General features: G+C 70.4%; 20 protein-coding genes and 1 CRISPR repeat array. Of the genes, 13 read left to right on the top strand and 7 right to left on the bottom strand.

Features of this window, described 5'->3' with window-relative positions; translation table 11 throughout:
* Window positions 1-14 precede the first annotated feature (14 nt).
* Window positions 15-1,175, bottom strand: coding sequence for a tRNA epoxyqueuosine(34) reductase QueG (queG, locus tag YU1_RS0127065; protein WP_051357463.1), 1,161 nt, complete (start codon window positions 1,173-1,175; stop codon window positions 15-17).
* 265 nt (window positions 1,176-1,440) lie between these two features.
* A complete protein-coding gene (locus tag YU1_RS0127060; protein ID WP_029006688.1) occupies window positions 1,441-2,130 on the bottom strand; it encodes a glutathione S-transferase family protein in 690 nt (229 codons plus the stop codon).
* 253 nt (window positions 2,131-2,383) lie between these two features.
* Here YU1_RS0127060 and YU1_RS0127055 point away from each other — a divergent pair, with 253 nt between their 5' ends.
* Window positions 2,384-3,190 carry an undecaprenyl-diphosphate phosphatase gene (locus tag YU1_RS0127055; RefSeq protein ID WP_029006687.1) on the top strand — a complete coding sequence of 269 codons (807 nt, stop codon included), beginning with the start codon at window positions 2,384-2,386 and terminating at the stop codon, window positions 3,188-3,190.
* A 42-nt stretch (window positions 3,191-3,232) separates the two neighbouring features.
* Here YU1_RS0127055 and YU1_RS0127050 read toward each other — a convergent pair whose 3' ends face one another.
* The gene (locus tag YU1_RS0127050; protein WP_035716836.1) at window positions 3,233-3,454 is read right to left on the bottom strand and encodes a DUF1674 domain-containing protein; all 222 of its coding nucleotides are present in this window, start codon (window positions 3,452-3,454) and stop codon (window positions 3,233-3,235) included.
* 144 nt (window positions 3,455-3,598) lie between these two features.
* Here YU1_RS0127050 and secB point away from each other — a divergent pair, with 144 nt between their 5' ends.
* Complete coding sequence (secB, locus tag YU1_RS0127045; protein WP_029006685.1) at window positions 3,599-4,081, top strand: protein-export chaperone SecB; 483 nt, start codon at window positions 3,599-3,601, stop codon at window positions 4,079-4,081.
* Window positions 4,082-4,243: 162 nt separating this feature from the next.
* Here the strand turns inward: secB and rho are convergent, their stop codons facing one another.
* From rho to hemE, 3 genes are all read right to left on the bottom strand, one after another.
* Window positions 4,244-5,515, bottom strand: coding sequence for a transcription termination factor Rho (gene rho / locus YU1_RS0127040; RefSeq protein WP_029006684.1), 1,272 nt, complete (start codon window positions 5,513-5,515; stop codon window positions 4,244-4,246).
* A 333-nt stretch (window positions 5,516-5,848) separates the two neighbouring features.
* Entirely contained in the window at window positions 5,849-6,271 is a 423-nt protein-coding gene (gene hemJ, locus YU1_RS0127035; protein ID WP_029006683.1) for a protoporphyrinogen oxidase HemJ, read from the bottom strand.
* Window positions 6,272-6,440: 169 nt separating this feature from the next.
* Window positions 6,441-7,487: a uroporphyrinogen decarboxylase gene (gene hemE, locus YU1_RS0127030; protein WP_029006682.1), complete on the bottom strand. Its 1,047-nt coding sequence runs from the start codon at window positions 7,485-7,487 to the stop codon at window positions 6,441-6,443.
* Between the two features lie 340 nt (window positions 7,488-7,827).
* Between hemE and YU1_RS0127025 the strand changes: the two genes are divergently transcribed.
* The 5 genes from YU1_RS0127025 to dnaQ all read left to right on the top strand — a co-directional run bounded on the left by YU1_RS0127025 (window position 7,828) and on the right by dnaQ (window position 11,731).
* A complete protein-coding gene (locus tag YU1_RS0127025) occupies window positions 7,828-8,682 on the top strand; it encodes a pyruvate, water dikinase regulatory protein (protein WP_029006681.1) in 855 nt (284 codons plus the stop codon).
* Window positions 8,679-9,290 carry a Maf family protein gene (locus YU1_RS0127020; protein ID WP_029006680.1) on the top strand — a complete coding sequence of 204 codons (612 nt, stop codon included), beginning with the start codon at window positions 8,679-8,681 and terminating at the stop codon, window positions 9,288-9,290. The genes YU1_RS0127025 and YU1_RS0127020 overlap by 4 nt, the downstream gene beginning before the upstream one ends.
* A complete protein-coding gene (locus YU1_RS0127015) occupies window positions 9,278-10,132 on the top strand; it encodes a shikimate dehydrogenase (RefSeq protein WP_029006679.1) in 855 nt (284 codons plus the stop codon). The genes YU1_RS0127020 and YU1_RS0127015 overlap by 13 nt, the downstream gene beginning before the upstream one ends.
* A 4-nt stretch (window positions 10,133-10,136) precedes the next feature.
* The gene (coaE, locus tag YU1_RS0127010; protein WP_029006678.1) at window positions 10,137-10,745 is read left to right on the top strand and encodes a dephospho-CoA kinase; all 609 of its coding nucleotides are present in this window, start codon (window positions 10,137-10,139) and stop codon (window positions 10,743-10,745) included.
* Window positions 10,746-11,005: 260 nt separating this feature from the next.
* Window positions 11,006-11,731, top strand: a complete 726-nt coding sequence (gene dnaQ / locus YU1_RS0127005; protein ID WP_029006677.1) for a DNA polymerase III subunit epsilon — start codon at window positions 11,006-11,008, stop codon at window positions 11,729-11,731.
* Between the two features lie 382 nt (window positions 11,732-12,113).
* Here the strand turns inward: dnaQ and YU1_RS0127000 are convergent, their stop codons facing one another.
* Entirely contained in the window at window positions 12,114-14,129 is a 2,016-nt protein-coding gene (locus tag YU1_RS0127000) for a thioredoxin domain-containing protein (protein WP_029006676.1), read from the bottom strand.
* A 48-nt stretch (window positions 14,130-14,177) separates the two neighbouring features.
* Here YU1_RS0127000 and mnmE point away from each other — a divergent pair, with 48 nt between their 5' ends.
* The 6 genes from mnmE (at window position 14,178) to mutS (ending at window position 24,550) form a co-directional block, all read left to right on the top strand.
* On the top strand, window positions 14,178-15,656 hold the full coding sequence (mnmE, locus tag YU1_RS0126995; protein ID WP_029006675.1) for a tRNA uridine-5-carboxymethylaminomethyl(34) synthesis GTPase MnmE: 1,479 nt from the start codon (window positions 14,178-14,180) through the stop codon (window positions 15,654-15,656).
* Between the two features lie 195 nt (window positions 15,657-15,851).
* A CRISPR array of direct repeats spans window positions 15,852-16,210; the repeat unit is 32 nt; unit sequence GTTTCGATCCACGCTCCCGTGAAGGAGCGACG.
* 554 nt (window positions 16,211-16,764) lie between these two features.
* On the top strand, window positions 16,765-18,630 hold the full coding sequence (gene mnmG / locus YU1_RS0126990; RefSeq protein ID WP_029006674.1) for a tRNA uridine-5-carboxymethylaminomethyl(34) synthesis enzyme MnmG: 1,866 nt from the start codon (window positions 16,765-16,767) through the stop codon (window positions 18,628-18,630).
* Window positions 18,631-19,182: 552 nt separating this feature from the next.
* Window positions 19,183-19,905 carry a 16S rRNA (guanine(527)-N(7))-methyltransferase RsmG gene (gene rsmG, locus YU1_RS31625; RefSeq protein WP_051357461.1) on the top strand — a complete coding sequence of 241 codons (723 nt, stop codon included), beginning with the start codon at window positions 19,183-19,185 and terminating at the stop codon, window positions 19,903-19,905.
* Window positions 19,902-20,741, top strand: a complete 840-nt coding sequence (locus YU1_RS0126980; protein ID WP_035716833.1) for a ParA family protein — start codon at window positions 19,902-19,904, stop codon at window positions 20,739-20,741. The genes rsmG and YU1_RS0126980 overlap by 4 nt, the downstream gene beginning before the upstream one ends.
* Before the next feature lie 23 nt (window positions 20,742-20,764).
* Window positions 20,765-21,658, top strand: coding sequence for a ParB/RepB/Spo0J family partition protein (locus YU1_RS0126975; RefSeq protein WP_029006672.1), 894 nt, complete (start codon window positions 20,765-20,767; stop codon window positions 21,656-21,658).
* An 84-nt stretch (window positions 21,659-21,742) separates the two neighbouring features.
* On the top strand, window positions 21,743-24,550 hold the full coding sequence (mutS, locus tag YU1_RS0126970) for a DNA mismatch repair protein MutS (protein WP_029006671.1): 2,808 nt from the start codon (window positions 21,743-21,745) through the stop codon (window positions 24,548-24,550).
* The last annotated feature ends 200 nt before the right edge of the window (window positions 24,551-24,750 follow it).

Below are 24,750 nucleotides of genomic sequence, written 5' to 3'. Positions count from 1 at the left end.
CGCGCCGACCCGGGCTAGGCGCCGGTTGCCGCGCCCCACTCCTCCCGCACATCAGCGTCCGGCTCGCCCGGCGCATGCTCCGCCGCCAGCAGTGCGAACGCCTCCGGCGGCAGCAGGCGGGCGAGCGCGCCCACCGCCGCGCCGCGCACCAAAGGCTCGGGATCGGACAATAGGGCGCGGGCGCTGGGCGCGAGGCCCGCATCGCCGGAATTGCCGATGGCGGTGAGCACGTTGCGCAGGAAGCGGGCGCGCCCGGTGCGCTTGATCGGGCTCTTGGCGAAGCGGACGCGGAAGGCCGCGTCGTCCAGCGCGGCGAGGCCGGCGAGGTCGGGTGCGCGATTCTCGTCGCGGGCGGCGAGCTTGGCCTCGCGGCCGAGCACGGCGAACTTGTTCCAGGGGCAGGCGGCGAGGCAGTCGTCGCAGCCATAGATGCGGTTGCCCATCAGCCCCCGCAATTCGCGCGGGATCGGCCCCTTGTGCTCGATGGTGAGGTAGGAGACGCAGCGCCGGGCATCGATCTGGTAGGGCGCCGGGAAAGCGCCGGTGGGGCAGGCGTCGAGGCAGGCGCGGCACTGGCCGCAATGGTCGCCCATGGGGTCGTCGGGCGGCAGGTCCAGCGTGGTGGCGATGGCGCCGAGGAACATCCAGGAGCCGCGTGCCCGCGATACCAGATTGGTGTGCTTGCCCTGCCAGCCGAGCCCGGCGGCGGCGGCCAGCGGCTTCTCCATCAAGGGCGCGGTGTCCACGAACACCTTCACGTCGCCTTCCCCGGCCAGCGCCAGCAGCGCGCGGGCGAGGCGCTTGAGCTTGGCCTTGACGAGGTCGTGATAATCCTCCGCCCGGGCATAGACCGAGATGGCGCCCCGGCTGCGTTCGCGCAGGACGGCGCGGGGGTCCTCGTCCGGCCCGTAATTGAGCCCGAGCATGACCACCCGCAGGGCGTCCGGCCACATGGCGCGGGCATGGACGCGCCGCTCCAGCGTCTCGGCCATCCAGCCCATGTCGCCGTGACGCCGCTCCGCCACCCAGGCGCGCAGCCGGTCCCCGGCGGCGCCCGCCCGGTCGGGATCGGCGACGCCGAAGGCATCGAAGCCGTCCTCCTGGGCAAGGGCGCGCAGGCGCTCCTTCAGCTCCGGCAGGGAGAGCGGGGCGGGCTTGCGGACGGGCGCGCTCATGGCACGCCTCCCTTCCGTCTGCTCTCCCTCCCCCCTTGCGGGAGAGGGTTGGGGAGGGGGGTGACGCCCTCTCCGCGCAGAGCGCCATCAAAGAAGCGCCAGCCTTTCGGCGAACAACCGATCGTGGCTTCGGGGCGGCCCGACAGACGCAGCGGCGTCACCCCCCTCCCTGCCCTCCCCCGCAAGGGGGGAGGGGAAGCGGCAGGAATACGGGTCGGATGCACACGGCTGGACAAAGAACACCCTGTCGCAATCGCGGACAGGCTCAGAAATCCAGGTCCGTATAGGTGCTGGACGGCGGCATGCCGGGCATGGAATCGGCCAGGATGCCACGGAAGGTCGGACGGGATTTCACCCGCGCGTACCAAGCCTTGGCATCCTCGTCCACGTCCCACGGCACATCGCCCAGATAGTCGGCGACGGAAAGATGCGCGGCCGCCGCGAGATCCGCATGGGTCAGGCGGTCGCCGGCGAGCCAGTTCCGCGCCTTGGCCAGCCACCCGATATATTTCAGATGATAGCGGATGTTGGCGCGGGCCGCGCGCAGCGCGGTGGCGTCCGGCGGCCCGCCGCCCTGGTCGGCCTTCATGTAGCGCTTGTAGATGCGCTCGCGCACCAGATGCTCGGTGACGTCCAGGAACATCTTCTCGTGGAACCACGCCACCAGGCGGCGCACCTCGATGCGCTCCAGCGGCGCGTGCGGCAGCAGGCGGCGGTCGGCCAAGGCGAGGCCGCGGGTCTCGTCGAGATATTCGGCGATGATCGCCGCGCCGGGCGCGGAGGGCACGTGCTCCTCCACCATCACCGGGGTTTCCCCCGCCGGGTTCAGCGCCAGGAACTCCGGCTTGCGCTCCCACACGCGCACCTCCACCAGCTCCGGCTCGATGCCGTATTCGGCGAGCAGCAGGCGGACGAAGCGCGAATGCGGGCAGAAGGGATGGTGATAAAGCTGCATCTAGGGGAGACGATCGGGCCGCCGTATCGGGGAAGGGTGGGCCACTCCGTTGCTTTCGTCTAATGGCCTTCGCGCGGGGCCGCAAGCACGCATTCGCCACAACCATGTGGCAATGCCGCAACATGGTTCACGCATTTCCACAGGCTGACGCTGCGTCGCACCCGGCCGGATTCAGCCGCCGATTGCATGCGCGGGACCAAGGCGACAGGATGCCGCCACCTCTTCCCCCTCCACCCTCCGGAAACGCGCGCTAATGACACTCGGCACCCTGGTGGAAGCCCTCGCCCTCGGCCTGTTGGAGGGACTCACCGAGTTCATCCCGGTCTCCTCCACCGCTCACCTGCTGCTGGCGGCGCATTTCATCGGCTTCGAGAGCACCGGCAAGGCGTTCGAGGTGCTGATCCAGCTCGGCGCCGTGCTGGCCATCCTGGTGGTCTATTTCCAGCGCTTCCTGCGGGTGGCGCTGCAATTGCCCACCAATCCCGGCGCCCGGCGATTCGTGCTCGGCATCGTGCTCGCCTTCCTGCCGGCGGCGGTGCTCGGCGTGCTGCTGCACGGCTTCATCAAGAGCGTGCTGTTCGAGAGCCCGGTCACCATCTGCGCGGCGCTGATCTTCGGCGGCGTGGTGCTGATCGTGCTCGACCGCATCGCCTTCAAGCCGCGCTACAACAATGCCATGGGCTTCCCGCTGAAGACCGCGTTCGGCATCGGCGTGTTCCAGTGCCTGGCGCTCATCCCCGGCATGTCGCGCTCGGGCTCCACCATCGTCGGCGGGCTGGTGCTGGGGGCGGACAAGCGCTCGGCGGCGGAATTCTCCTTCTTCCTGGCGCTACCGACCATGCTCGGCGCCTTCGTCTACGACTTCTGGAAGAACCGCTCCGCCTTGTCGCTGGACGACGGGCTGCTGATCGCGGTGGGCTTCGTCGCCGCCTTCTGCGCCGCGCTGCTGGTCATCCGCTGGCTGCTGGATTTCGTCTCGCGCCACGGCTACGCGGTGTTCGGCTGGTGGCGCATCGCCGTGGGCCTTGCCGGGCTCGCCGGCGTGATGCTCGGCTACTGAGACCAAAAGGCCCGGAGCGATCCGGGCCTTTTCGTTTGGCGCTCAGAAGTCCGAGGCGATGCCGCCCACTTCCCAGTCGCCGTAGCGCACCGGCTCCTTGCCGCCGCGGCCGTTATATTCCTTCGGCAGGTTGCCCGCCGCATCGATCTGCGCCCGGCGCGCCTCAGCCTCCGCCAGCGCCCGCTGGGCGGCGGGGGAAAGGTCCTTGCGCGGGGACTCGGTTCCGGCGGGCACGGCCTGCGGGGACACCTTGGGATCAGCCATCGTCTTCTCCTGTCGCGGCGGCGCGCGATCCGGCTCCGCTGCATGGCGGCGCACGGTTTGCGCCGCGTCCTTGCCGCCCGCTCCGGGGCATGGTAGCGACCGCCAACTCTCGCCGGGGGCGAGGCGCATTCATAGGAGATAAGCATGGCGACGCAAAATGGCAGCCCGACCGATCCCAAGGCGCCGGCGCTCAACGTGCTCGTTCAGTACATCAAGGACTTCTCGTTCGAGAATCCCAACGCGCCCCGCTCGCTCGGCAATCCGCAGGGTCAGCCGGACGTGAACATCCAGATCAACGTTAACGCCCGCCCGCTCCAGCAGGGCGAGTTCGAGGTCGAGCTGAAGATCGAGGGCGGCGCCACCGTCCAGGGCAACACGCTGTTCGCCTTCGATTTGACCTATGCCGGCATCTTCCGCCTGATGAACGTGCCGGAGCAGAGCCTCCAGCCGGTGGTGCTGATCGAGTGCCCGCGCCTGCTGTTCCCCTTCGCCCGCCAGATCATCGCCGACGGCGTGCGCGGCGGCGGCTTCCCGCCGCTGATGATCGATCCGGTGGACTTCGCCGCCCTCTACCAGCAGCGCGTGACCGCCGAGGCCGAGAAGCTTCAGACCGTCGGCGAAGCCTGAGCCTTCGGCCTCAGGTCGCCTGCCCCATCCGAATCCCCGGCTCCGGCCGGGGATTTTTTTGCGGACCAGATCCCGGACAAACAAAAAGCGCGCCCCCGGTCGGGAGCGCGCTTTCTTTTTGCGCAGCAAAGCCTGCGAAGGGCCTGCGAAACGCCTGAGCGATCAGGTGTTCATGGAATCGAAGAAGTCGCCGTTGGTCTTGGTCTGGCGCAGCTTGTCCATGAGGAACTCGATGGCGTCCACCGTGCCCATGGGGTTCAGGATGCGGCGCAGCACATACATCTTCTTCAGCACGTCGGCCGGGACCAGCAGCTCTTCCTTGCGGGTGCCGGAGCGGGTGATGTCGATGGCCGGGAACACGCGCTTGTCGGAGACCTTGCGGTCCAGGATGACTTCCGAATTGCCGGTGCCCTTGAACTCTTCGAAGATCACTTCGTCCATGCGCGAGCCGGTGTCGATCAGCGCCGTGGCGATGATGGTCAGCGAGCCGCCTTCCTCGATATTGCGCGCCGCGCCGAAGAAGCGCTTGGGGCGCTGCAAAGCGTTGGCGTCCACGCCGCCGGTCAGCACCTTGCCGGAGGACGGCACCACGGTGTTGTAGGCGCGGCCGAGGCGGGTGATCGAATCCAGGAGGATGACCACGTCACGGCCGTGCTCGACCAGGCGCTTGGCCTTCTCGATCACCATCTCGGCCACCTGCACGTGGCGCGAGGCCGGCTCGTCGAAGGTGGAGGAGACCACCTCGCCCTTCACCGAGCGCTGCATGTCGGTGACTTCCTCCGGCCGCTCGTCGATGAGCAACACGATGAGGAAGCACTCCGGATGGTTGGCGGTGATGGACTTGGCGATGTTCTGCAGCAGCACGGTCTTGCCGGTGCGCGGCGGCGCGACGATCAGGCCGCGCTGGCCCTTGCCGATGGGCGAGACCACATCGATGATCCGGGCCGAGAAGTCCTTCTTCGGGCCGGTCGGGTCCTCGATCTCCAGCTTCAGCCGTTCATCCGGGTAAAGCGGGGTGAGGTTGTCGAAATTGATCTTGTGCTTGGTCTTCTCAGGGTCTTCGAAATTGATCGTGTTGACCTTGAGCAGCGCGAAATATCGCTCGCCCTCTTTCGGGCTGCGGATCTGGCCCTCGACGGTGTCGCCGGTGCGCAGGCCGAAGCGGCGGATCTGCGAGGGCGAGACGTAGATGTCGTCCGGGCCGGGCAGGTAGTTGGCGTCCGGCGAGCGCAGGAAGCCGAAGCCGTCCTGGAGCACTTCGACCACGCCGGTGCCGATGATGTCGGTCTCGGTGGCGGCCAGCTGCTTCAGGATGGCGAACATCAGCTCCTGCTTGCGCAGCGTGCTGGCGTTCTCCACCTCGTTCTCCTCGGCAAAGGCGAGCAGCTCGACGGGGGTCTTGGACTTGAGGTCCTGGAGTTTCACTTCCCGCATAGGGGAAAGCCTCAAAATCTTGGATGGTGCCGGGGACTCCGCGTGGGGAAGGTCCGACTGGCAGGGAGGGGAGGGGAATCGCAGGTCTTCAGGCGGAAGACTTGGGCCTTCGCCTGACGCGCGACGCCGATCTCATGACGGGATCGGCATACGGCAGCGGCTGCCTGCGTTTTAGGAAGCGATGGCACAATACCGGAACATGGGCGGTTCGCGCAAGTCCCCTTGCGTTCCCCCCTTCCGGGGCGGATGGCTGCATCCGCGCCGCTGGGACCACTGGCGATTGGCAGGAAACATGGTTGCCTGGGCCGAAACCGCACGCCCCATGCGGGAGAATCAGAACGGCTTGACGATGACCAGGATGACGATGCCCACCATCAGCAGGGCGGGGATCTCGTTGACCATCCGGTAGAAGCGGCTGGTGTGGGTGTTGGTGTCGGCGGCGAAGCCCTTCTGCCAGCGCACGATCAGGCCGTGGAAGGCGGACAGCAGCAGCACCAGCGCCAGCTTGCCGTGCAGCCAGCCGGACTTGATCCAGCCGCCCTCATAGATGAGGTACAGCCCCGCCAGCCAGGCGACGATCATGGCCGGGTTGCAGATGCCCTTGAGCAGCCGCCGTTCCATGACCTTGAACGTCTCGGACTGCACCGAGCCCCGCTCGGCGTCGGCATGGTAGACGAACAGGCGCGGCAGATAGAGCATCGCGGCCATCCAGGAGATGACCGCCATCACGTGCAGCGCCTTGATCCATTCGTACATGAGCGGGTCCTGGGCAGATCCTGGGACAGGTCCGGTGCGGGGCCGGAGATCGCCTCCGGTCGGCTCAAGAGGGCACGGGGGAGGTCTCCCGCGCCAGGGGCAGCGGGCCGCCGTCCCCGTTATACCCGCTCCGCCCCAGGCCGGTCAGGCCCGTGCGGAGAGCGGATGATCACAGCTTTTCCCGCACCTTTTCCACAAGGTTTTCCACATGGGCGATGGGCGTCTCCGGCTTGATGCCGTGGCCCAGGTTGAAGATGTGCGGCGCGCCCTCGAAATCCTTGCGGATATTGAGGATTTCCTCATCCAGCTGCGGTCCGCCGGCGATCAGCCGCAACGGGTCCAGATTGCCCTGCAGGGCGACCTTATCCCCAAGCCGCGCCTTGGCGGCCGCGCGATCCACCGTCCAGTCGAGGCCGAGCGCGTTCAGCTTCAGCGCCGCCAGGCCTTCCAGCGCCTCCAGGCTCGCCCCCTTGGGGAAGGCGATGATGCGGGCGTTGCGATGGGTGGCGCGCAGACCGGAGACGATCCGGCGCAGCGGATGCACGCACCAGCGGTCGAATTGCTCCGGGTCCAGCACGCCGGCCCAGGTGTCGAAGATCTGCACCGCGTCGGCGCCCGCGTCGATCTGCGCGCCGAGATGGCGGATGGAGGCTTCCACCAGCCGGTCGATCAGCGCCTCGAATAAACCCGGGTCGCGCAGCGCCATCATCCGCGCCGGCGCCTGGTCGTCGGTGCCGCGCCCGGCGATCATGTAGGTGGCCACCGTCCAGGGCGCGCCGCAGAAGCCGATCAGCGCGGTCTCGCGGCCAAGCTGGCCGGAAACCTTGCTGATCGCCTCATAGACCGGCTGCACCCGCGCTGGATCGAGCAGCTTGCGCAAGCCGTCCAGCCCCGCCCGGTCGGTCACCGGATCGAGCCGCGGCCCCTCGCCGGCCTCGAACCGCACGTTCATGCCGAGCGCGTGCGGCACCACCAGGATATCGGAAAAGATGATCGCCGCGTCGAAGCCGAAGCGGCGGATCGGCTGGAGCGTCACCTCGGCGGCCAGTTCCGGCGTGTAGCACAGGGTGAGGAAGTCGCCCGCCTTCGCCCGCACCTCGCGATATTCCGGCAGATAGCGCCCCGCCTGCCGCATCATCCAGAGCGGCGGCGTCGGCTGCGCGAAGCCGTCCAGCGCGTTGAGAAAGGGGGAGGGCTTGGCCCGCGGTTCACTCATGCCCACACACCCTCTTAAAACTAGAATCTCTTAGAGAAAGAGAGTCGTTTGAGTCTTAACCGTTGATTAACTATTCGCGCCGCGATCGACAACCGATCCACAGGCCGACATGAGAGCGCACCCGCATTTTCGGCGCGGCGCACCCCGATTCGGAGCCGGTTAACAAACGATTAACCATTGCCTCCGCCACGCTATCCCCATCCGCCCACAGAGAGGGGATGAATCGCGTCCACACAGGTCGGTTTGTGGATGGCCGTGCCCGCTATTCCGTGGGGGAGCTTGCAAGGGGTCTGCGGGCGTGCCTTGCTGCACATGCCGTCCACAGCCCGGTGGAGAAGTCGTGACCGCTCCAGGCGCACCGCATCAGAACTATTTTCACCTGCATCTGGTTTCCGACTCGACGGGCGAGACCCTGATCAATGTCGGCCGGGCCGCCTGCGCCCAATATGTGAACGTGCTGCCCATCGAGCACGTCTACCCCCTGGTGCGCTCCACCAAGCAGCTGGAACGGGTGCTGACCGAGATCGAGAACAGTCCCGGCATCGTGCTCTACACCTTGGTGGACAAGGAGATTCGCGAGCGGCTGAAGGAGCGCTGCCGGGAATTGAGCGTGCCGTACATGTCGGTGCTCGCCCCCGTGGTGCAGCTGTTCCAGTCCTATCTGGGCGGCGAGCCGCAGCCGCGGGTCGGCGGCCAGCACGCGCTGGACGCCACCTATTTCAAGCGCATCGACGCCTTGAATTACACGGTGAGCCATGACGACGGCCACCTGACGGACGATCTGGAAGAGGCCGACGTGGTGCTGCTCGGCGTCTCGCGCACGTCGAAGACGCCCACCTCCATCTATCTGGCCAATCGCGGCATCAAGACCGCCAACATCCCGCTGGTGCCCAACGTGCCCATTCCCAGCGCGCTGGAGCGGCTGAAGAAGCCGCTGATCGTCGGCCTGATCGCCAGCCCCGAGCGCATCGTCGAGATCCGCCAGAACCGGCTTCTCGGCCTCAACGCGCCGACCACCAATTCCTCTTATGTGGACCGCGAGGCGGTGTCCGAGGAGATCGCCAATTCGCGCCGCCTGTTCGCCCGCAACGGCTGGACGCTGATCGACGTGACCCGCCGTTCCATCGAGGAGACGGCGGCGGCCATCATCGGCCACCTGTCCGAGCGGCGGCGCCGGAGCATCGTCGAGACATGAGCCTGTGGCGCGCGCCCGAGCCCCTGCTGCTGGCCTCGCGCAGCGCGGCCCGGCTCGGCGTGTTGCGCGGCGCGGGCCTCCGGGTGGAAGCGCGCGCGGTGGATCTGGACGAGCGGGCGATCGAGGCGGAAGCCCGCGCCGCCGGCGCCGCGCCGGACGACGTCGCCCGCGTGCTGGCTCAGCGCAAGGCGCTCGCGGCGTCTGCCCTGGCACCGGGCCGGGTGGTGCTCGGCGCCGACCAGACCCTGGCGCTGGCCGGCGAGATCCTGCACAAGCCGGCCGACCTTGCGGGCGCCCGCGACCAGTTGCGCCAGCTCTCCGGCCGACGCCACGTGCTGCATTCCGCCGTGGCGGTGGTGCGCGACGAGGAATTGCTGTTCGAGGTGGTGGAGAGCGCCGGCCTGCTGATGCGCGCCTTGTCGGAGGACTGCCTGGACAGCTATTTCGCCGAGGCGGGGCCGCATGTGGTCCACAGCGTCGGCGCCTACCAGATCGAGGGGCCGGGCGTGCAATTGTTCGAGGCGGTCGAGGGCGACCATTTCACCATATTGGGCCTGCCGCTGCTGCCGGTGCTGGCCTATTTCCGCAGTGAGGGATGGGTACCGTGAAGCGGGTTGTCATCGTCGGCCATCCGGTGGCCCATTCGCGTTCGCCTTTGGTGCATGGCTATTGGCTGAAGCAGCACGGCATCGCCGGCGAATATGGTGTCCGCGACGTTGCCCCCGAAGAGGCGCGGGATTTCTTCGCCCGCTTCGCCACGCACGGCCTCGCCGGCTGCAACGTCACCATTCCGCATAAGGAAGCCGCGTTCAACGCGCTGGCGGAGGCGGACGAGGTGGCCCGTGCGCTCGGCGTCGCCAACACGCTTTGGCTGGAGGACGGCCGGCTCTGCGGCGCCAATACCGACGCGCCGGGCTTCATCGGCAATCTGGACGCCACCGCGCCCGGCTGGGACCGCGACCGCTCGGTGGCGCTGGTGCTGGGGGCGGGGGGCGCCTCGCGCGCGGTGATCTACGGCCTGCTGCAACGCGGCTTCGAAAAGGTGCTGCTGGCCAACCGCACCTTTGCCCGCGCCGAGGCGGTGGCGGCGCATTTCGGACCGAAGGTGGTGCCGCTGGCCTGGGATGGCCTGCCCGCCGCGCTGAAGGACGCCCGCGTGCTGGTCAACACCACCTCGCTCGGCATGAAGGGCCAGCCGCCGCTTGATCTCGACCTCTCTCCCCTGCCGGCGAGCGCGGTGGTGGCGGACGTGGTCTATGTGCCGCTGGAAACGCCGCTGCTGAAAGCCGCCAAGGCGCGTGGGCTCACCACCGTGGACGGGCTCGGCATGCTGCTGTACCAGGCGGTGCCGGGCTTCGCGCGCTGGTTCGGCGTGACGCCGGTGGTGGATGCCGGGCTGCGCGATCTCATCGTCGCGGACTTGGCGGCTAAAGGTCAGTTGGAGGCCTGAACCCATGTGGATCATCGGCCTCACCGGCTCCATCGGCATGGGCAAGTCGGCCACCGCCGGCCTGTTCCGGGCGGCAGGGGTGCCGGTGCATGATGCCGACGCCGCCGTGCATGCCATGTATCGCGCCGAGGCCGTGGCACCGGTGGAGGCGGCCTTTCCCGGCGTGACGCGGGACGGCGCCATCGACCGGCCGCAGCTTTCCGCGCGGGTGCTCAACGATGCCGCCGCCATGAAGCGGCTGGAAGCCATCGTCCATCCCTTGGTGCGGGCGCGGGAGACCGCCTTCCTGGAGGCGGCGCGCGCCGCCAATGCCCGCCTCGTGGTGCTGGACATCCCGCTGCTGCTGGAGACCGGGCGGGCCGGCGCGGTGGACGCGGTGGTGGTGGTCACGGCGGCGCCCGAGGTGCAGGCGGCACGCGTCCTGGCGCGCGACGGCATGACGCCGGCGCGGTTCGCGGCCATCCTCCAGCGGCAGATGCCGGATGGAGAGAAGCGCCGGCGGGCGCATTTCATCATCGACACCGGCCGGGGCTTCCCCGCCGCGCAACATCAGGTGGCCGGGCTGCTGCGTGCCTTCGCCGGGCCGGGCCGCGGCACCGCAAGGCCGGCCTGAGGCGCGCGGACGGGGAGACCGGGCGTGGTTTCCGGTGGATGGCGTTTCACCTCCCGCCCTAACGCTCCCCCGCGAGGGGGGAGCGGGACTATGGTGCACGGCGTAGAGATCTTCTTTCGAGCCGCGCGGAGACCCCCCTTGCGGGAGGGCAGGCGGGGGTGAAACGGCCGGGGCCGGACATCCGCTTGGCCGTGGCGCGGTGAAAGAGGGACCGATCCGGCATCGGCCGGGCCGCTGAGAAAAGGGCGACGGACGAAACCATGCGCGAGATCGTGCTCGATACGGAAACCACCGGCCTTGAAGCCAACAATGGCGACCGGGTGGTGGAGATCGGCTGCGTGGAGATGGTCAACCGCATCCTCACCGGCAACACCTACCACGTCTATATCAACCCCGAGCGCGCCATGCCGGCGGAGGCGTTCGCGGTGCACGGCCTGTCCGAGGAGTTCCTCTCCGACAAGCCGAAGTTCCCGGAGATCGCCGACGCCTTCCTCGACTTCATCGCCGACGACACGCTGGTCATCCACAACGCCGCCTTCGACATCGGCTTCCTGAATGCCGAGCTGTCGCGCATGGGGCGCACGCCCATCGCCCGCGACCGGGTGGTGGACACGGTGGCCCTCGCCCGCCGCAAGCATCCCGGCGCCTCGGCCAAGCTCGACGATCTGATGAGCCGCTACGGCATCGACAGCTCGCGCCGCGTGAAGCACGGCGCGCTGCTCGATTCGGAACTGCTGGCCGAAGTCTATAGCGAGCTGCTCGGCGGCCGGCAGGCCATGCTGGTCGGCCTGGTGGACGAGGAGGGCGGCGCCCCCCGCCTGGTGGTGGACCATGTGGCCGCCCCCCAGCGCCCGCTGCCGCTGCCCACCCGCCTGACCGCGGACGAGATCACCGTCCATCGCGACTTCATCGCCGGCATGGCGGACAAGGCGATCTGGAACCAGTATCTCGTCGACGAGGCCCGCGAGACCGGCACCGGAGGCTGACGGCCCGGCGCGGGCGGCGGTCCGCCTCATTCATCGTTCGAACATCATCCCGATCCTCTCGCCGCCGGCGGGAGGATTTTTGCATGGGCGCGCGGCCGGGTTCACAGCAGCGATGCGTCGCCGCGCGACCGCCGGCCGGCGCGGCGCGACTCAGCGGGCGAAAATCCCCTCCGCCGATGCTGCGTCGCAATAACACCCGCAAATTGCATTTTTTAACCTTACAGCCGAAAAAATCGGTCGCGTCAGATGCGCGCTGGCGGCCGATCGCGGGTGCTTCCGACCCATTCTTCGTCCGGAGAAAAACGCCCGCCAGCGGCCTCCGCAGGCGATCTGAGGGCCTATGACCCGGACGGCGCGTCCGGATCAGGCCCTCCAGGGCGCCTCACGCCTCCAGATCCTTCAGCGCCCCGGCCAACTGGTCCGGCTCGGTCACCGGCAGCGAGCAGCGCTCGCCGACGCAGACGAACGCCGCCCCTTCCGGCGGCGCGCTGTCGGCGCGGGCGCGGGCGAGGCTGCCCTTGGGCAGCGCCGCCGCGTCCGCCGCCCGCACCACCACGCGGGTGGGGAAGGGCAGGCGCAGCGCGGCGTCGGCGAACGCCTCCCGCCGCATGCCGACAGTGACGATCTCGGCGAGGCGCAGGCGGGTGTCGAGCGCGTTCAGCAGGCTGGGGTGGGCGAGGGGGTTCTGCGCCGCCGCCCCCGTGAGCGCGGCGATGATCCGGTCCGCCCGCGCTCGCAGATCGTCCCGCCCAGTGAGGGGGGCGAGGCGCACCAGAGCGTCGGCGGCCACCGCATTATAGTTGGGCAGCGCCTCGTCGAGGCTGGAGAAGGGCCGCACCACCAGCGTGTCGGCGCCGACGGCGGTGAGGAAATAGGCCCCGCTCGCCGGGTCGAGATAATCCTGTTCCAGCGTCTCCAGGAAGGCGCTCGCCTGGGCGAGGGGGGCGGCCTCCCCGGTCGCCTCATGCACGGCGGTGCCGGCGCGGGCCATGGCGGCGAGATCCGAGGCGAGGCCCGGCAGCAGCAGCCGGCCGGCGCGGTAGGAATGGCCGAGCGCGCCGTCCTTCACCATCAGCCGCGTCACGGCGGCGAAGGCGCTGGACGCCAGCGCCACCCAGTCCGCCTCGCCCAGCAGGGCGCCGGCGCGGGCGAGCGCCGCGATCATCAGGCCGTTCCAGTCCGCCAGCACCTTGTCGTCGAGGCCGGGGCGCACGCGCTTGGCCCGCGCCGCCAGCAATTTGTCCTTCAGCGGCTGGAGCCGGGCTTCCTCCACCATGCTCACATCGCCGAAGCGGGTGCGGTTGAGGATGATCCGGTCCTCCCAATTGCCCGCCTCCGACACGTCGTAGAAGGCGCCGAAATAGGCGGCGTCCTCGGCCCCGAGCACGGCCTCGATCTCGGCCTTGGTCCAGACGTAGAACTTGCCCTCGTGCCCCTCGCTGTCGGCATCGAGGCTGGCGGCGAAGGCGCCCTCCGGCGTCAGCATCTCGCGCCTCAGCCAGCCCACCGTCTCGCGGGCGCGGAGCAGGAACAGCTCGTCGCCGGTGTCCTGATAGGCGAGCGCCAGCAGCTCCAGCAGCTGGGCATTGTCGTAGAGCATCTTCTCGAAATGCGGCACCAGCCACATCTCGTCCACGGCGTAGCGCGAGAAGCCGCCGCCCAGATGGTCGTAGATGCCGCCCTCGCACATGCGGTTCAGGGTGAAGGCGGCCACCGCCTTCAGATGCGCGTCGCCGCTGCGCGCGCTTGCCCGCCACAGCAGCTCCAGCAGGCCGGACTGGGGGAATTTCGGCGCCCCGCGCAGCCCGCCGTGGGTGCGGTCGAACAGGCCGGAGATCTGCTGCGCCGCCTTGTCCAGATCGGCCAGCGACAGGGTGACGCCCTCCGCCGGCCGGGCGGCGGCGTTAAGGCGGGAGAGGATGGCATCCGTATTGTGGGCCACCTTGTCCGGGCTCTCGCGATAGACCTGCGCCACCTGGGTGAGCACGTCCATGAAGCCGGGGCGGCCGTAGCGCGCGGTCTTGGGGAAATAGGTGCCGCCCCAGAACGGCTTGCCGTCGCCGTCCAGGAACATGGTCAGCGGCCAGCCGCCCTGCTCGCCCAGATGGTGGAGCGCGGCCATGTAGATCTGGTCCACGTCCGGCCGTTCCTCGCGGTCCACCTTGATGTTCACATAGAGCTCGTTCATGAGGGCGGCGACGTCGGCGTCCTCGAAGCTCTCGTGCGCCATCACGTGGCACCAGTGGCAGGCGGCATAGCCGACCGAGAGCAGCACCGGGCGCCCGGTGCGCTTGGCCTCCGCGAACGCCTCCGGCCCCCAGGGCCGCCAGGCGACGGGATTGTCCTTATGCTGGAGCAGGTAGGGGCTGGTCTCGGCCCCGAGGCGGTTGTCGCTCATGATCCTGCTCCGTCGGTTCTCTTCCAGGTGACGTCAAAGGCTTAAAGGATGACCCGTTCTTCGGACACCATCTTCGCTCTGTCCAGCGGCCGCCTGCCCTCCGGTGTCGCGCTCGTGCGCATTTCCGGCCGCGCCGCGCGGCAGGCGGCCCTGGCGCTGGCCGGGGCCGTGCCGCCGGCGCGGGTGGCGCGCTATGCGGTGCTGCGTCACCCGGAAACCCGTGAGGTGCTGGATCGCGGCCTCGTGCTGTTCTTCCCCGGCCCGCGCAGCGCCACCGGGGAGGACCTGGTGGAGCTGCATCTGCACGGCGGCCCGGCGGTGGTGGCGGTCATCCTGCGAACGCTGGGCGATCTGCCGGGGTTCCGGCCTGCCGCGCCGGGCGAGTTCACCCGCCGGGCGCACGCCCATGGCAAGATGGATCTGGCCGAAGTGGAGGGCCTCGCCGACCTCATCGCCGCCGAGAGCGAGGCGCAGCGCCGGCAGGCGCTGGCGCAATCCGCCGGGGCTTTGTCCCGCGCCGTGGCCGGCTGGCGCGAACGGCTGATCCGCGCCCTGGCGCTGGTGGAAGCGACCATCGATTTCGCCGACGAGGGCGACGTGCCGGACGATCTCACCGGCCCGGCGCGGGTGGAGGCGGCGCGGCTGCGCGCCGAGATCGCCGCCGTGGTGGCGGATGCGGCGCGCGGCGAGCGGGTGCGCGACGGCCTCGTCATCGCCATCGCCGGCCCGCCCAATGCGGGCAAGTCCACTTTGCTGAACCGGCTCGCCGGCCGGGAGGCGGCCATCGTCTCGGCGACGCCCGGCACAACGCGGGACGTGCTGGAGGTGCATCTCGATCTGGCCGGGCAGGCGGTGATCCTGGTGGACACCGCCGGCCTGCGCGAGACCGACGATGCGGTGGAGGCGGAGGGCGTGCGCCGCGCCCGCGCCCGCGCCGGGGCGGCCGACCTGGTGCTGTGGCTGTCGGAAGACGGCGCCCCGCCGCCGCCGGACCTGCCGGGCGCGCTGGCGGTGTGGACCAAGCGCGACGTGGGGGCGGGCGGTGCCGCGCCGCCGGTCGCCGCCCGCGATCAGGGGCACCCCGGCGCGCCGCTGCCCGCCCCGCATTCCGCCGGCGCTGCCCGCGCCCCGGCTGATGGACTTGGCGCTGGACCTGGTGTTGGACCTGCCGATGGGCCGGCGAAGCCGTCGAGCGGGTCGCCGGCCGGGGCTTCGGCGGGCGTTGCGCCTCTCGCCATTTCCGCCCGCACCGGCGCCGGCATGGACGATCTGATCGCCGAGATCGAGCGCCGGGCGGCGAGGCTCGGCGGCGGCGAGCCCGCCCTCGTCACCCGTGCCCGCCAGCGTCATGCCCTGGCGGCGGCGCTCATCGAGCTTGACGCCGCGCTGGCCATCGGCGCCGGCGGCGAGGACCTCCTGGCCGAGCACCTGCGCCTGTCCGCCCGCGCCCTCGACACGGTGGTGGGCCGGGTGGACGTGGAGGACGTACTGGACGCTTTGTTCCGCACCTTCTGCATCGGCAAATAGGGCCGGGGTGTTTCACGTGAAACAGGGATGGCGGCGGTTTCCGCCGGGCCCCCCGATGTTTCACGTGAAACATCGGGGGGCAGGGGCGGGGGCCTGCTGCTCCGCCCGGCGGAAGCGAGGGCCGCGAACCGGCATTCTGACCTCGCCCCGTGAGGGAGCGACCGCGTGCCATCAGTAGAGCGCCTGCATCGCCTTGTTTCGATCCACGCTCCGGTGAGGGAGCGACCGAGAGCGACGGCCATGTCGCCGTAGCCGTCCGGGTTTCGATCCACGCCCCCGTGAGGGAGCGACATGGGCGGCAGCGGAGCGAGCGCGACGCCGAGCATGTTTCGATCCACGCTCCCGTGAAGGAGCGACGGGGTCAGGAGGTCGCGGGCCACCTCGTCGCCAGCGTTTCGATCCACGCTCCCGTGAAGGAGCGACGATCGTCGCGCCCGCCTTGCGCAGGCCATGGGCCGTTTCGATCCACGCTCCCGTGAAGGAGCGACGAAAGATGACATGAGCACGCCGCAAACCTACAACGTTTCGATCCACGCTCCCGTGAAGGAGCGACCCCGCTAGTGGTAAGCCATTTCGGGCGCAGGGGAAAAGGGCGGGGCGGCGCGAACCGCGCCGGCGCGGGGCGAAATGCGGCCTGGGCGCGGGGTCGCGGGAGGGGAAAGCGTGCCGGAGCAGGCGGTTGGACGCCGCGCGAACCGGCCGGGGTTACGATGAGCGCTTGAGGTTCGCGCGCCTGGGGGCGAGGGCCGGCCCCGGAGACCCGCCGACCATCGCCGCGCCCGCCGGCCCCCGGCCCTCATCCCCCGTCTCGTCGCGCCCCCGCCGCGCCCGCGCCTGTCCCGAGACGGGGGCCCCAAGATGGGGGCCCAGGACGGGCGGCGCGAGACGGGCGAGGGGGGCGGCGTCTGGCCCAGGCCCCGGCACGGGCCGCCCGATGTTTCACGTGAAACATCCCGGCCATGCCACGCGCGCCTTGACCGCCTCGCGAAACTGCCGTTCGCTAGGCGGCGACCGCCGGGGCGGGTGGGCCGTTGCCGCCCGTGCCCGCGTCCCGGCTTTTCACCCCGCAGAGCCGCACCGGCCTGCGCGCGGGCGGATGATACGACAGATGACACAGAGCTTCGACGTGATGGTGGTGGGCGGCGGGCACGCGGGCTGCGAGGCGGCGGCGGCCGCCGCGCGCTGCGGCGCGCGCACCGCGCTCGTCACCCACCGGGCCGACACCATCGGCGCCATGTCCTGCAATCCGGCCATCGGCGGGCTGGGCAAGGGCCATCTGGTACGCGAGATCGATGCGCTGGACGGGCTGATGGGCCGGGTGGCGGACCAGGGCGGCATCCAGTTCCGCCTGCTCAACCGCCGTAAGGGCCCGGCCGTGCGCGGCCCGCGCGCCCAGGCCGACCGCAAGCTCTATGCCCGCGCCATGCAGGCGGCGCTCGCCGAACAGGACAATCTCGTCCTCGTGGAAGGGGAGGCGGACGACCTCATCCTCACTGAGGGCCGCGTCACCGGCCTGGTGCTGAAGGACGGGCGCAGCTTTGCCTGCGGCGCCGTGGTGCTGACCACCGGCACCTTCCTCAACGGCCTGATCCACATGGGCGAGGTGCAGATCCCCGCCGGGCGCATCGGCGAGGAGCCGGCGCTGGGCCTCTCCGGCACGCTGGCCCGGCTCGGCCTCGCGCTCGGCCGGCTGAAGACCGGCACGCCGCCGCGCCTCGACGGCCGCACCATCGACTGGGCGAGCCTGGAGATGCAGCCGGGCGACGACGACCCCGAGCCGTTCTCGGCGCTCACCACCCGCCTGCCCAATCCGCAGGTGGCCTGCGGCATCACCCGCACCACCCAGGCGACCCATGACGTGGTGCGCGCCAACCTTGGCCGCTCGGCCATGTATTCCGGCCGCATCGAGAGCACCGGGCCGCGCTATTGCCCCTCCATCGAGGACAAGGTGGTGCGCTTCGGCGATCGCGACGGCCACCAGATCTTCCTGGAGCCGGAGGGGCTGGACGACCCGACCGTGTATCCCAACGGCATTTCCACCTCGCTGCCGGAGGAGGTGCAGCGGCTCGTGCTCGCCACCATTCCGGGGCTGGAGAAGGTGGTGATGGCGCGGCCGGGCTATGCCATCGAATATGACCATGTGGACCCGCGCGAGCTGGAGCCGACGCTGGAGGCCAGGCGCGCGCCCGGCCTGTTCCTCGCCGGCCAGATCAACGGCACCACCGGCTATGAGGAGGCGGCCGCGCAGGGCCTGCTCGCCGGGCTGAATGCCGCGCGCCGGGCGGCCGGCACCGAGGGGGCGGTGATCGACCGCGCCGAGGGCTATCTCGGCGTGATGGTGGACGATCTCGTGACGCGGGGGGTGAGCGAGCCCTACCGCATGTTCACCTCGCGGGCCGAATACCGCCTGACGCTGCGCGCCGACAATGCCGACCAGCGCCTCACGCGGCGGGGGCTTGAGCTGGGGTTGGTGGGGGCGGAGCGGGCGCGGGTGTTCGGCGAACGCATGGACGCGCTGGACGCGGCGCGCGACCGGGCACGGGCGGTGAGCCTCACCCCCAACGAGGCGGCGAAATACGGGCTGGCGCTGAACAGGGACGGCCAGCGCCGCACCGCCTTCGATCTGCTCGCCTATCCGGACATCACGCTGGAGCAGCTGGCCGGCATCTGGCCGGAGTTCGGCGCGCTCGCCCCGTCCGTCGCCGCGCAGCTGGAGATCGACGCCAAATACGCGGTCTATCTGGACCGGCAGGCGGCGGACATCGCCACGCTGCGGCGCGACGAGGACCTCGTGCTGCCGGAGAGCCTCGCCTATGAGGGGCTGCCGGGCCTGTCCAACGAGCTGAAGGTGAAGCTCGCCCGCGTGCGCCCGCGCACCATCGGCCAGGCGGGGCGCATGGAGGGCATGACGCCGGCGGCGCTCGCTCTGCTGGTCACCTATGCCCGGCGGCAGGGGGCGGCGAAGGCGGGGTGAGGGGAGGGGACGTGCCTCGGAGGCACGGACCGCGCTTCGCGCCCCCCACCCCGACCCTCCCCCGCAAGCGGGAGAGGGAGTTCCGGCGCGCGTGGGGCGAGCGCAGGCCAGATGCCGAACGGGGCGGCTTTTTTTCAACGGCGACGGTGCCGATTTCACCCTCTCCCGCGGAGCGGGGGAGGGCAGGGTGGGGGCGCCGCGCAGCGGCGGGAGGCGCTCCCCATCCAGGGCGGCGGGGCGGGTGCGCGCGATTGGGACTCCCCCCGCGACGCGAATCCGGTTTTAAGAAGGGGCGCGGGGCAGGTCGTCTTGAACACCGGGCCGGTCGCATCCGGCGGAAAACCCGGAGCCGGCTCAGCACCTGGGCGTGTTGGCGGATGCTGCACTGCACAATAAGCCTGTCGCGCATCGCGCGCCTCCTGTGGCGGCCCCTGGCGTGTGAATATTGGGGACGGCACCGCCCTTTGTCGCAGCGGGCCTCCGACACGGTGTCGCAAGTGGGGAAGTGTGGTCCAACGGCAGGGGAATCGCGTGTCAAAGCCGGGGAACTTCATGTCGAACGACACAGGCCGCGCGGCGGTCGCAGCCACCGTTTCACGTGAAACATTGGCCCGGCTCGACCTCCTCGCCGAGCAGCTAATCCGCTGGCAGAAAAAGATTAATCTCGTCGCGCCGAACACGCTGCCGGAGCTGTGGAGCCGCCATATCGCGGATTCCCTGCAGCTCGTTGACCATGTTCCGCCCGATGTGTCGCGCTGGGTGGACCTCGGGTCCGGCGGCGGATTTCCCGGCCTCGTGGTCGCCGCCGTGCTGGCCGAGCGGCCGGGCGCGCAGGTGACATTGGTGGAGAGCGACACCCGCAAGGCCGCCTTTCTGCGCGAGGCCAGCCGCGCCGCCGGCCTGCCGACGCGGATCGTGCCGGAGCGGATCGAGCAGGCGGCGCAGCGGCTTGCGCCGGGGACGCAGGTGGTCTCCGCCCGCGCGCTCGCCCCCTTGCCCAAGCTCCTGGACCTCGCCGCGCCCTTCCTCGCCGCCGGCGCCCTGGGCCTGTTTCCCAAGGGCCGCGACTGGGAGCGCGAATTGACCGACGCCCGCAAAGGCTGGACACTCGACCTCAACCTCCACCGCAGCCTCGGTGATCCCCAAGGACGCATCCTGGCGATCATCTCGGCGGAGCGGGCGGCCCCTGCCGCCGGCTCGCCTCCCGGTGGCGAACCATCCGCAACGCCCGCGGCACCCGCCCGTGGGCGGACCGTGAAGGGGAATGCCCCATGACCGATCCTTTCGCCATTGCTCCGCTCACCGGCGGCGTGACGCCGCGCATCCTGGCGCTCGCCAACCAGAAGGGCGGGGTGGGCAAGACCACAACGGCCATCAATCTGGGCACCGCGCTCGCCGCCATCGGCGAGACCGTGCTGGTCATCGACCTCGACCCGCAGGGCAATGCCTCCACCGGCCTCGGCATCGACCGCCGGGCGCGCAAGCTCTCCACCTATGACGTGCTCACCGGGGAAGCCTCCCTGCGCGAGGCGATCCACGAGACCGGCGTGCCGCAGCTCTATGTGGCGCCCTCCACCCTGGACCTGTCCGGCCTGGAGCTGGAGATCGCCAGCGAGCGCGACCGCGCCTTCCGCCTGCGCAACGCGGTCAAGGCGCTGGCCGAGGACGACGCGGGGCCGCGCTTCAGCTATGTGCTGATCGACTGCCCGCCGTCGCTGTCGCTGATCACGGTCAACGCCATGGCGGCGGCCCATGCCATCGTGGTGCCGCTGCAATGCGAGTTCTTCGCGCTGGAGGGCCTGTCGCAGCTCCTGAAGACGGTGGAGCAGGTGCGCACCGGGCTGAACCCCGGCCTTGCCATCCACGGCATCGTGCTGACCATGTACGATGCCCGCAACAATCTGTCCGACCAGGTGGTGCAGGACGTGCGGCAGTTCATGGGCGAGAAGGTCTATGAGACGGTGATCCCGCGCAACGTGCGGGTGTCGGAGGCGCCGTCCTACGGCAAGCCGGTGCTGCTCTACGACCTGAAATGCGCGGGCTCGCAGGCCTATCTGCGGCTCGCCTCCGAAGTGATCCAGCGCGAGCGCGCCGCCCGCGCGGCGGCCTAACTCTCTCAAGGGACGACTAGCAGATGGCGGAAGAAGGTCGCTCGCGTCTGGGACGCGGGCTCGCGGCCCTGATCGGCGACATGGGCGAGGATCCGGCCGAGACCGCCGCGCCCGCCCGCGCGGCGGCCGCGCGCGGCGGCGTGCGCAAGCTGCCCATCGAGCAGGTGCGCGCCAGCGCCCGCAACCCGCGCCGCACCTTCGTGGAGGAGGGGCTGGAGGAACTGGCCGCCTCGATCCGCGAGAAGGGCATCATCCAGCCCATCGTGGTGCGGCCTCTAGGATCGCAGTCCTACGAGATCGTCGCCGGCGAGCGCCGCTGGCGGGCCGCCCAGCGCGCCAGCCTGCACGAGGTGCCGGTGGTGGTGATCGAGCTCTCCGACCGCGAGGCGCTGGAGATCGCCATCATCGAGAACGTCCAGCGCTCGGACCTCAACGCGCTGGAAGAGGCCATGGGCTACGAGGCGCTGATGGCGCAGTTCGACTATTCGCAAGCCGACCTCGCCAAGGTGATCGGCAAGAGCCGGCCGCACATCGCCAATACGCTGCGCCTGCTGAAGCTGCCGGAGAGCGTGAAGGCCTATCTGGCCGACGGGCGCCTCACCGCCGGCCACGCCCGCGCGCTGCTCGCCCATGACGATCCCGAGCGGCTGGTGCGGGCGGTGGTGGAGAAGCGCCTGTCCGTGCGCGACGTGGAGGCGCTGACCAAGACCAAGCAGGCCCTGACCGGCAAGGCGCCAGTCGCTGCGGCGGCGCCGGCGAAGGATGCCGACACGCGGGCGCTGGAGAAGCTGCTCACCGACACGCTGGGGCTGGTGGTGACGCTCCAGGGCAAGGGCGAGGCGGGCGAATTGCGCATCCGCTACACCGACCTCGACCAGCTCGACCAGCTCTGCCGCCGCCTCGGCGTGGAGAGCTGACGCGCCGGACATGCTGGCGCGGAGCGGGGGATTGCGCGCCAGGATCGATTCCCTCTCGCCCCTTCCGGGCTTAGCCTGCGACCCATGATGGACGATACCGCCTTGCCCGCCCGCGCCGAAGCCGACGCGGCCGAAGAAGCCGAACCGCGCGCCGGGGCGCCGGAGGCCGATGCCCCCCGCGCCGACAAAGCGGAGAAGGACGCCAGCCGCGTCTCGCCGATGATGGCGCAATATGTGGAGATCAAGGCGGCCAATCCGGGCAGCCTGCTGTTCTACCGCATGGGCGATTTCTACGAATTGTTCTTCGAGGATGCGGAGGCCGCCTCGCAGGCGCTGGGCATCGTTTTGACCAAGCGCGGTAAGCACCTGGGCGAGGACATCCCCATGTGCGGCGTGCCCTTGGTGCGGGCGGAGGAATATCTCCACAAGCTCATCGCGCTCGGCTTCCGGGTCGCGGTCTGCGACCAGCTGGAGGACCCCGCCGAGGCCAAGAAGCGCGGCTCGAAGAGCGTGGTGAAGCGGGACGTGACCCGCCTCGTCACCCCCGGCACGCTGACCGAGGAGTCGCTGCTCGACGCCAAGCGCGAGAACGTGCTGCTGGCGGTGGCCCGCACCCGCGCGGCGGGGGAGGGGGCGCACGATTACGCGCTGGCCTTCACCGACGTCTCCACCGGCGCCTTCCGCGTCGCCGCCAGCAGCGAGGAGACGCTGGGCGGCGACCTCGCCCGCATCGATCCGGCCGAGATCCTGGTGTCCGACGCGGTCTATGACGACGAGGCGTTGCGCGCGTTCTGGCGCGACCTCGCCGTGCCGGTGACGCCGCTGCCCCGGCAGAGCTTCGACGGGCCGCAGGCGGAAAAGCGCCTCGCCGCCTTCTTCGGCGTCGCCACCTCGGACGCCTTCGGCAGCTTCACCCGGCCGGAGCTGATCGCCGCCGCCGCCATCGTCGCTTATATCGAGCGCACCCAATTGGGCGCCCGGCCCGCGCTCGCCCCGCCGCAGCGCGATGCGGACGGCGGCGCCATGCAGATCGACGCCGGCACGCGCACCAATCTGGAGCTGGTCCGCACCACGTCCGGCGAGCGCAAGGGCTCGCTGCTGGCCGCCGTGGACCGCACCGTGACGGCGGCGGGCGCGCGCCTGCTGGCCCGGCGGCTCGCCGAGCCGCTGACCGACATCGCCGCCATCCGCGCCCGGCACGATGCGGTGGGCTTCCTGATGGAGGAGGCGGACCTGCGCGAGACCTTGCGCCGCCGCCTCGCCGCCGCCCCGGACCTCGCCCGCTCCCTGTCGCGCCTCGCGCTCGGGCGCGGCAGCCCGCGCGACCTCGGCGCCATCGCGGCGGGGCTGAAGGAGGGGCTCGCCATCTCCTCCGCCTTCACCACCGAGCCGCCGCGCGACTTGGCCCGCTGCGCCCGGCTGCTGGCGGCGGTGGAGCCGTGGCTGGCGGAGGAACTGACCGCCGCGCTCGCCGACGAGCTGCCGCACAACCGCCGCGACGGCGGCTTCGTGCGGCAGGGCTACGACCTCGACCTCGATGCCACCCGCGCGCTGCGCGACGAGAGCCGCCGCGTGGTCGCCGCTTTGGAGCGGCGCTATGTGGAGGAGACCGGCGTCCGCTCGCTGAAGATCCGGCACAATGCGGTGCTGGGCTATTTCGTCGAGGTGACGGCGCAGAATGCCGACCGGCTGCGCGAGCCGCCGTTCAGCGCCACCTTCGTCCACCGCCAGACCATGGCCGGGGCGGTGCGCTTCACCTCGGTGGAGCTGGGCGACCTGGAGAGCCGCATCGCCAGCGCCGGCGAGCGGGCGCTGGCGCTGGAGCAGTCGATCTTCGACCGGCTGGCCAATGCGGTGGTGGAGGCCGCCCGGCCGATCCGCGAGGCCGCCGAGGCGCTGGCCGAGCTGGACGTGCTCTCCGCCCTCGCCCGCCTCGCGGTGGACGAGCGCCATGTGCGCCCGGAGATGACCGAGGGCGTGGACTTCGCCATTGCCGGCGGCCGCCATCCGGTGGTGGAGCAGGCCTTGGCGCGCGGCGGCGGGCCGTTCGTCGCCAATGACTGCGACCTCTCCCCGCCGGAGACCGAGACGGACGCGCGCATCTGGCTGGTCACCGGCCCGAACATGGCCGGCAAGTCCACCTTCCTGCGCCAGAACGCGCTGATCGCGGTGCTGGCCCAGGCGGGCGCCTTCGTGCCGGCGCGGTCGGCGCGGCTCGGCGTGGTGGACCGATTGTTCTCCCGCGTCGGTGCGGCGGACGACCTGGCGCGCGGGCGTTCCACCTTCATGGTGGAGATGGTGGAGACGGCGGCCATCCTGAACCAGGCGACGCGCCGCTCGCTGGTGATTCTCGACGAGATCGGCCGCGGCACCTCCACCTTCGACGGCATGTCCATCGCCTGGGCGAGCCTTGAGCACCTGCACGAGGTGAACCGCTGCCGGGCGCTGTTCGCCACCCATTTCCATGAGCTGACGGCGCTGACCCAGCGCTGCGCGCGCCTCGCCAACGCCACCGTGAAGGTGACCGAATGGCAGGGGGACGTGGTGTTCCTGCACGAGGTGGTGCCGGGCGCGGCGGACCGCTCCTACGGCATCCAGGTGGCCAAGCTCGCGGGCCTGCCCAAGGCGGTGATCGCGCGTGCCAAGGCGGTGCTGGCGGAGCTGGAGGCGGCCGAGCGGGTCTCCCCGGCGCAGCGCCTGCTGGACGAGCTGCCGCTGTTCGCCGCCGCCGCGCGCCCGGCGGCGCTGCCCGCCCTGGCCGGCCCGCATCCGGCCGAGCCGGCGCTGATGGCGCTGGAGGCGCTTGATCCCGACGCCATGACGCCGCGCGCCGCCCTGGAGGCGCTCTACCGGCTGAAAGCCATCCTGGCCGAATCACAGGGCGAGGACTGAGCGGGGTACGCGGCAAAGCCCTCTCCCGCCTGCGGGGGAGGGTTTGGGTGGGGGCCGCGCGAAGCGCGGACTATGCGGAAAATCCGGTCGGGCGATGGGTGGCGACGGCGCACCGTGCCCCCACCCTATCCCTCCCCCGCAAGCGGGAGAGGGGACCTGTCAGGCGGGGGGATAGGTCGTGCCCCCCGTCATGCGGAGGG

The organism is Azorhizobium doebereinerae UFLA1-100 (genome assembly GCF_000473085.1).
Lineage (GTDB): Bacteria > Pseudomonadota > Alphaproteobacteria > Rhizobiales > Xanthobacteraceae > Azorhizobium > Azorhizobium doebereinerae.
Note: the sequence above shows the minus strand (reverse complement) of the source record. Positions and strands in the feature narration are given on the sequence as shown.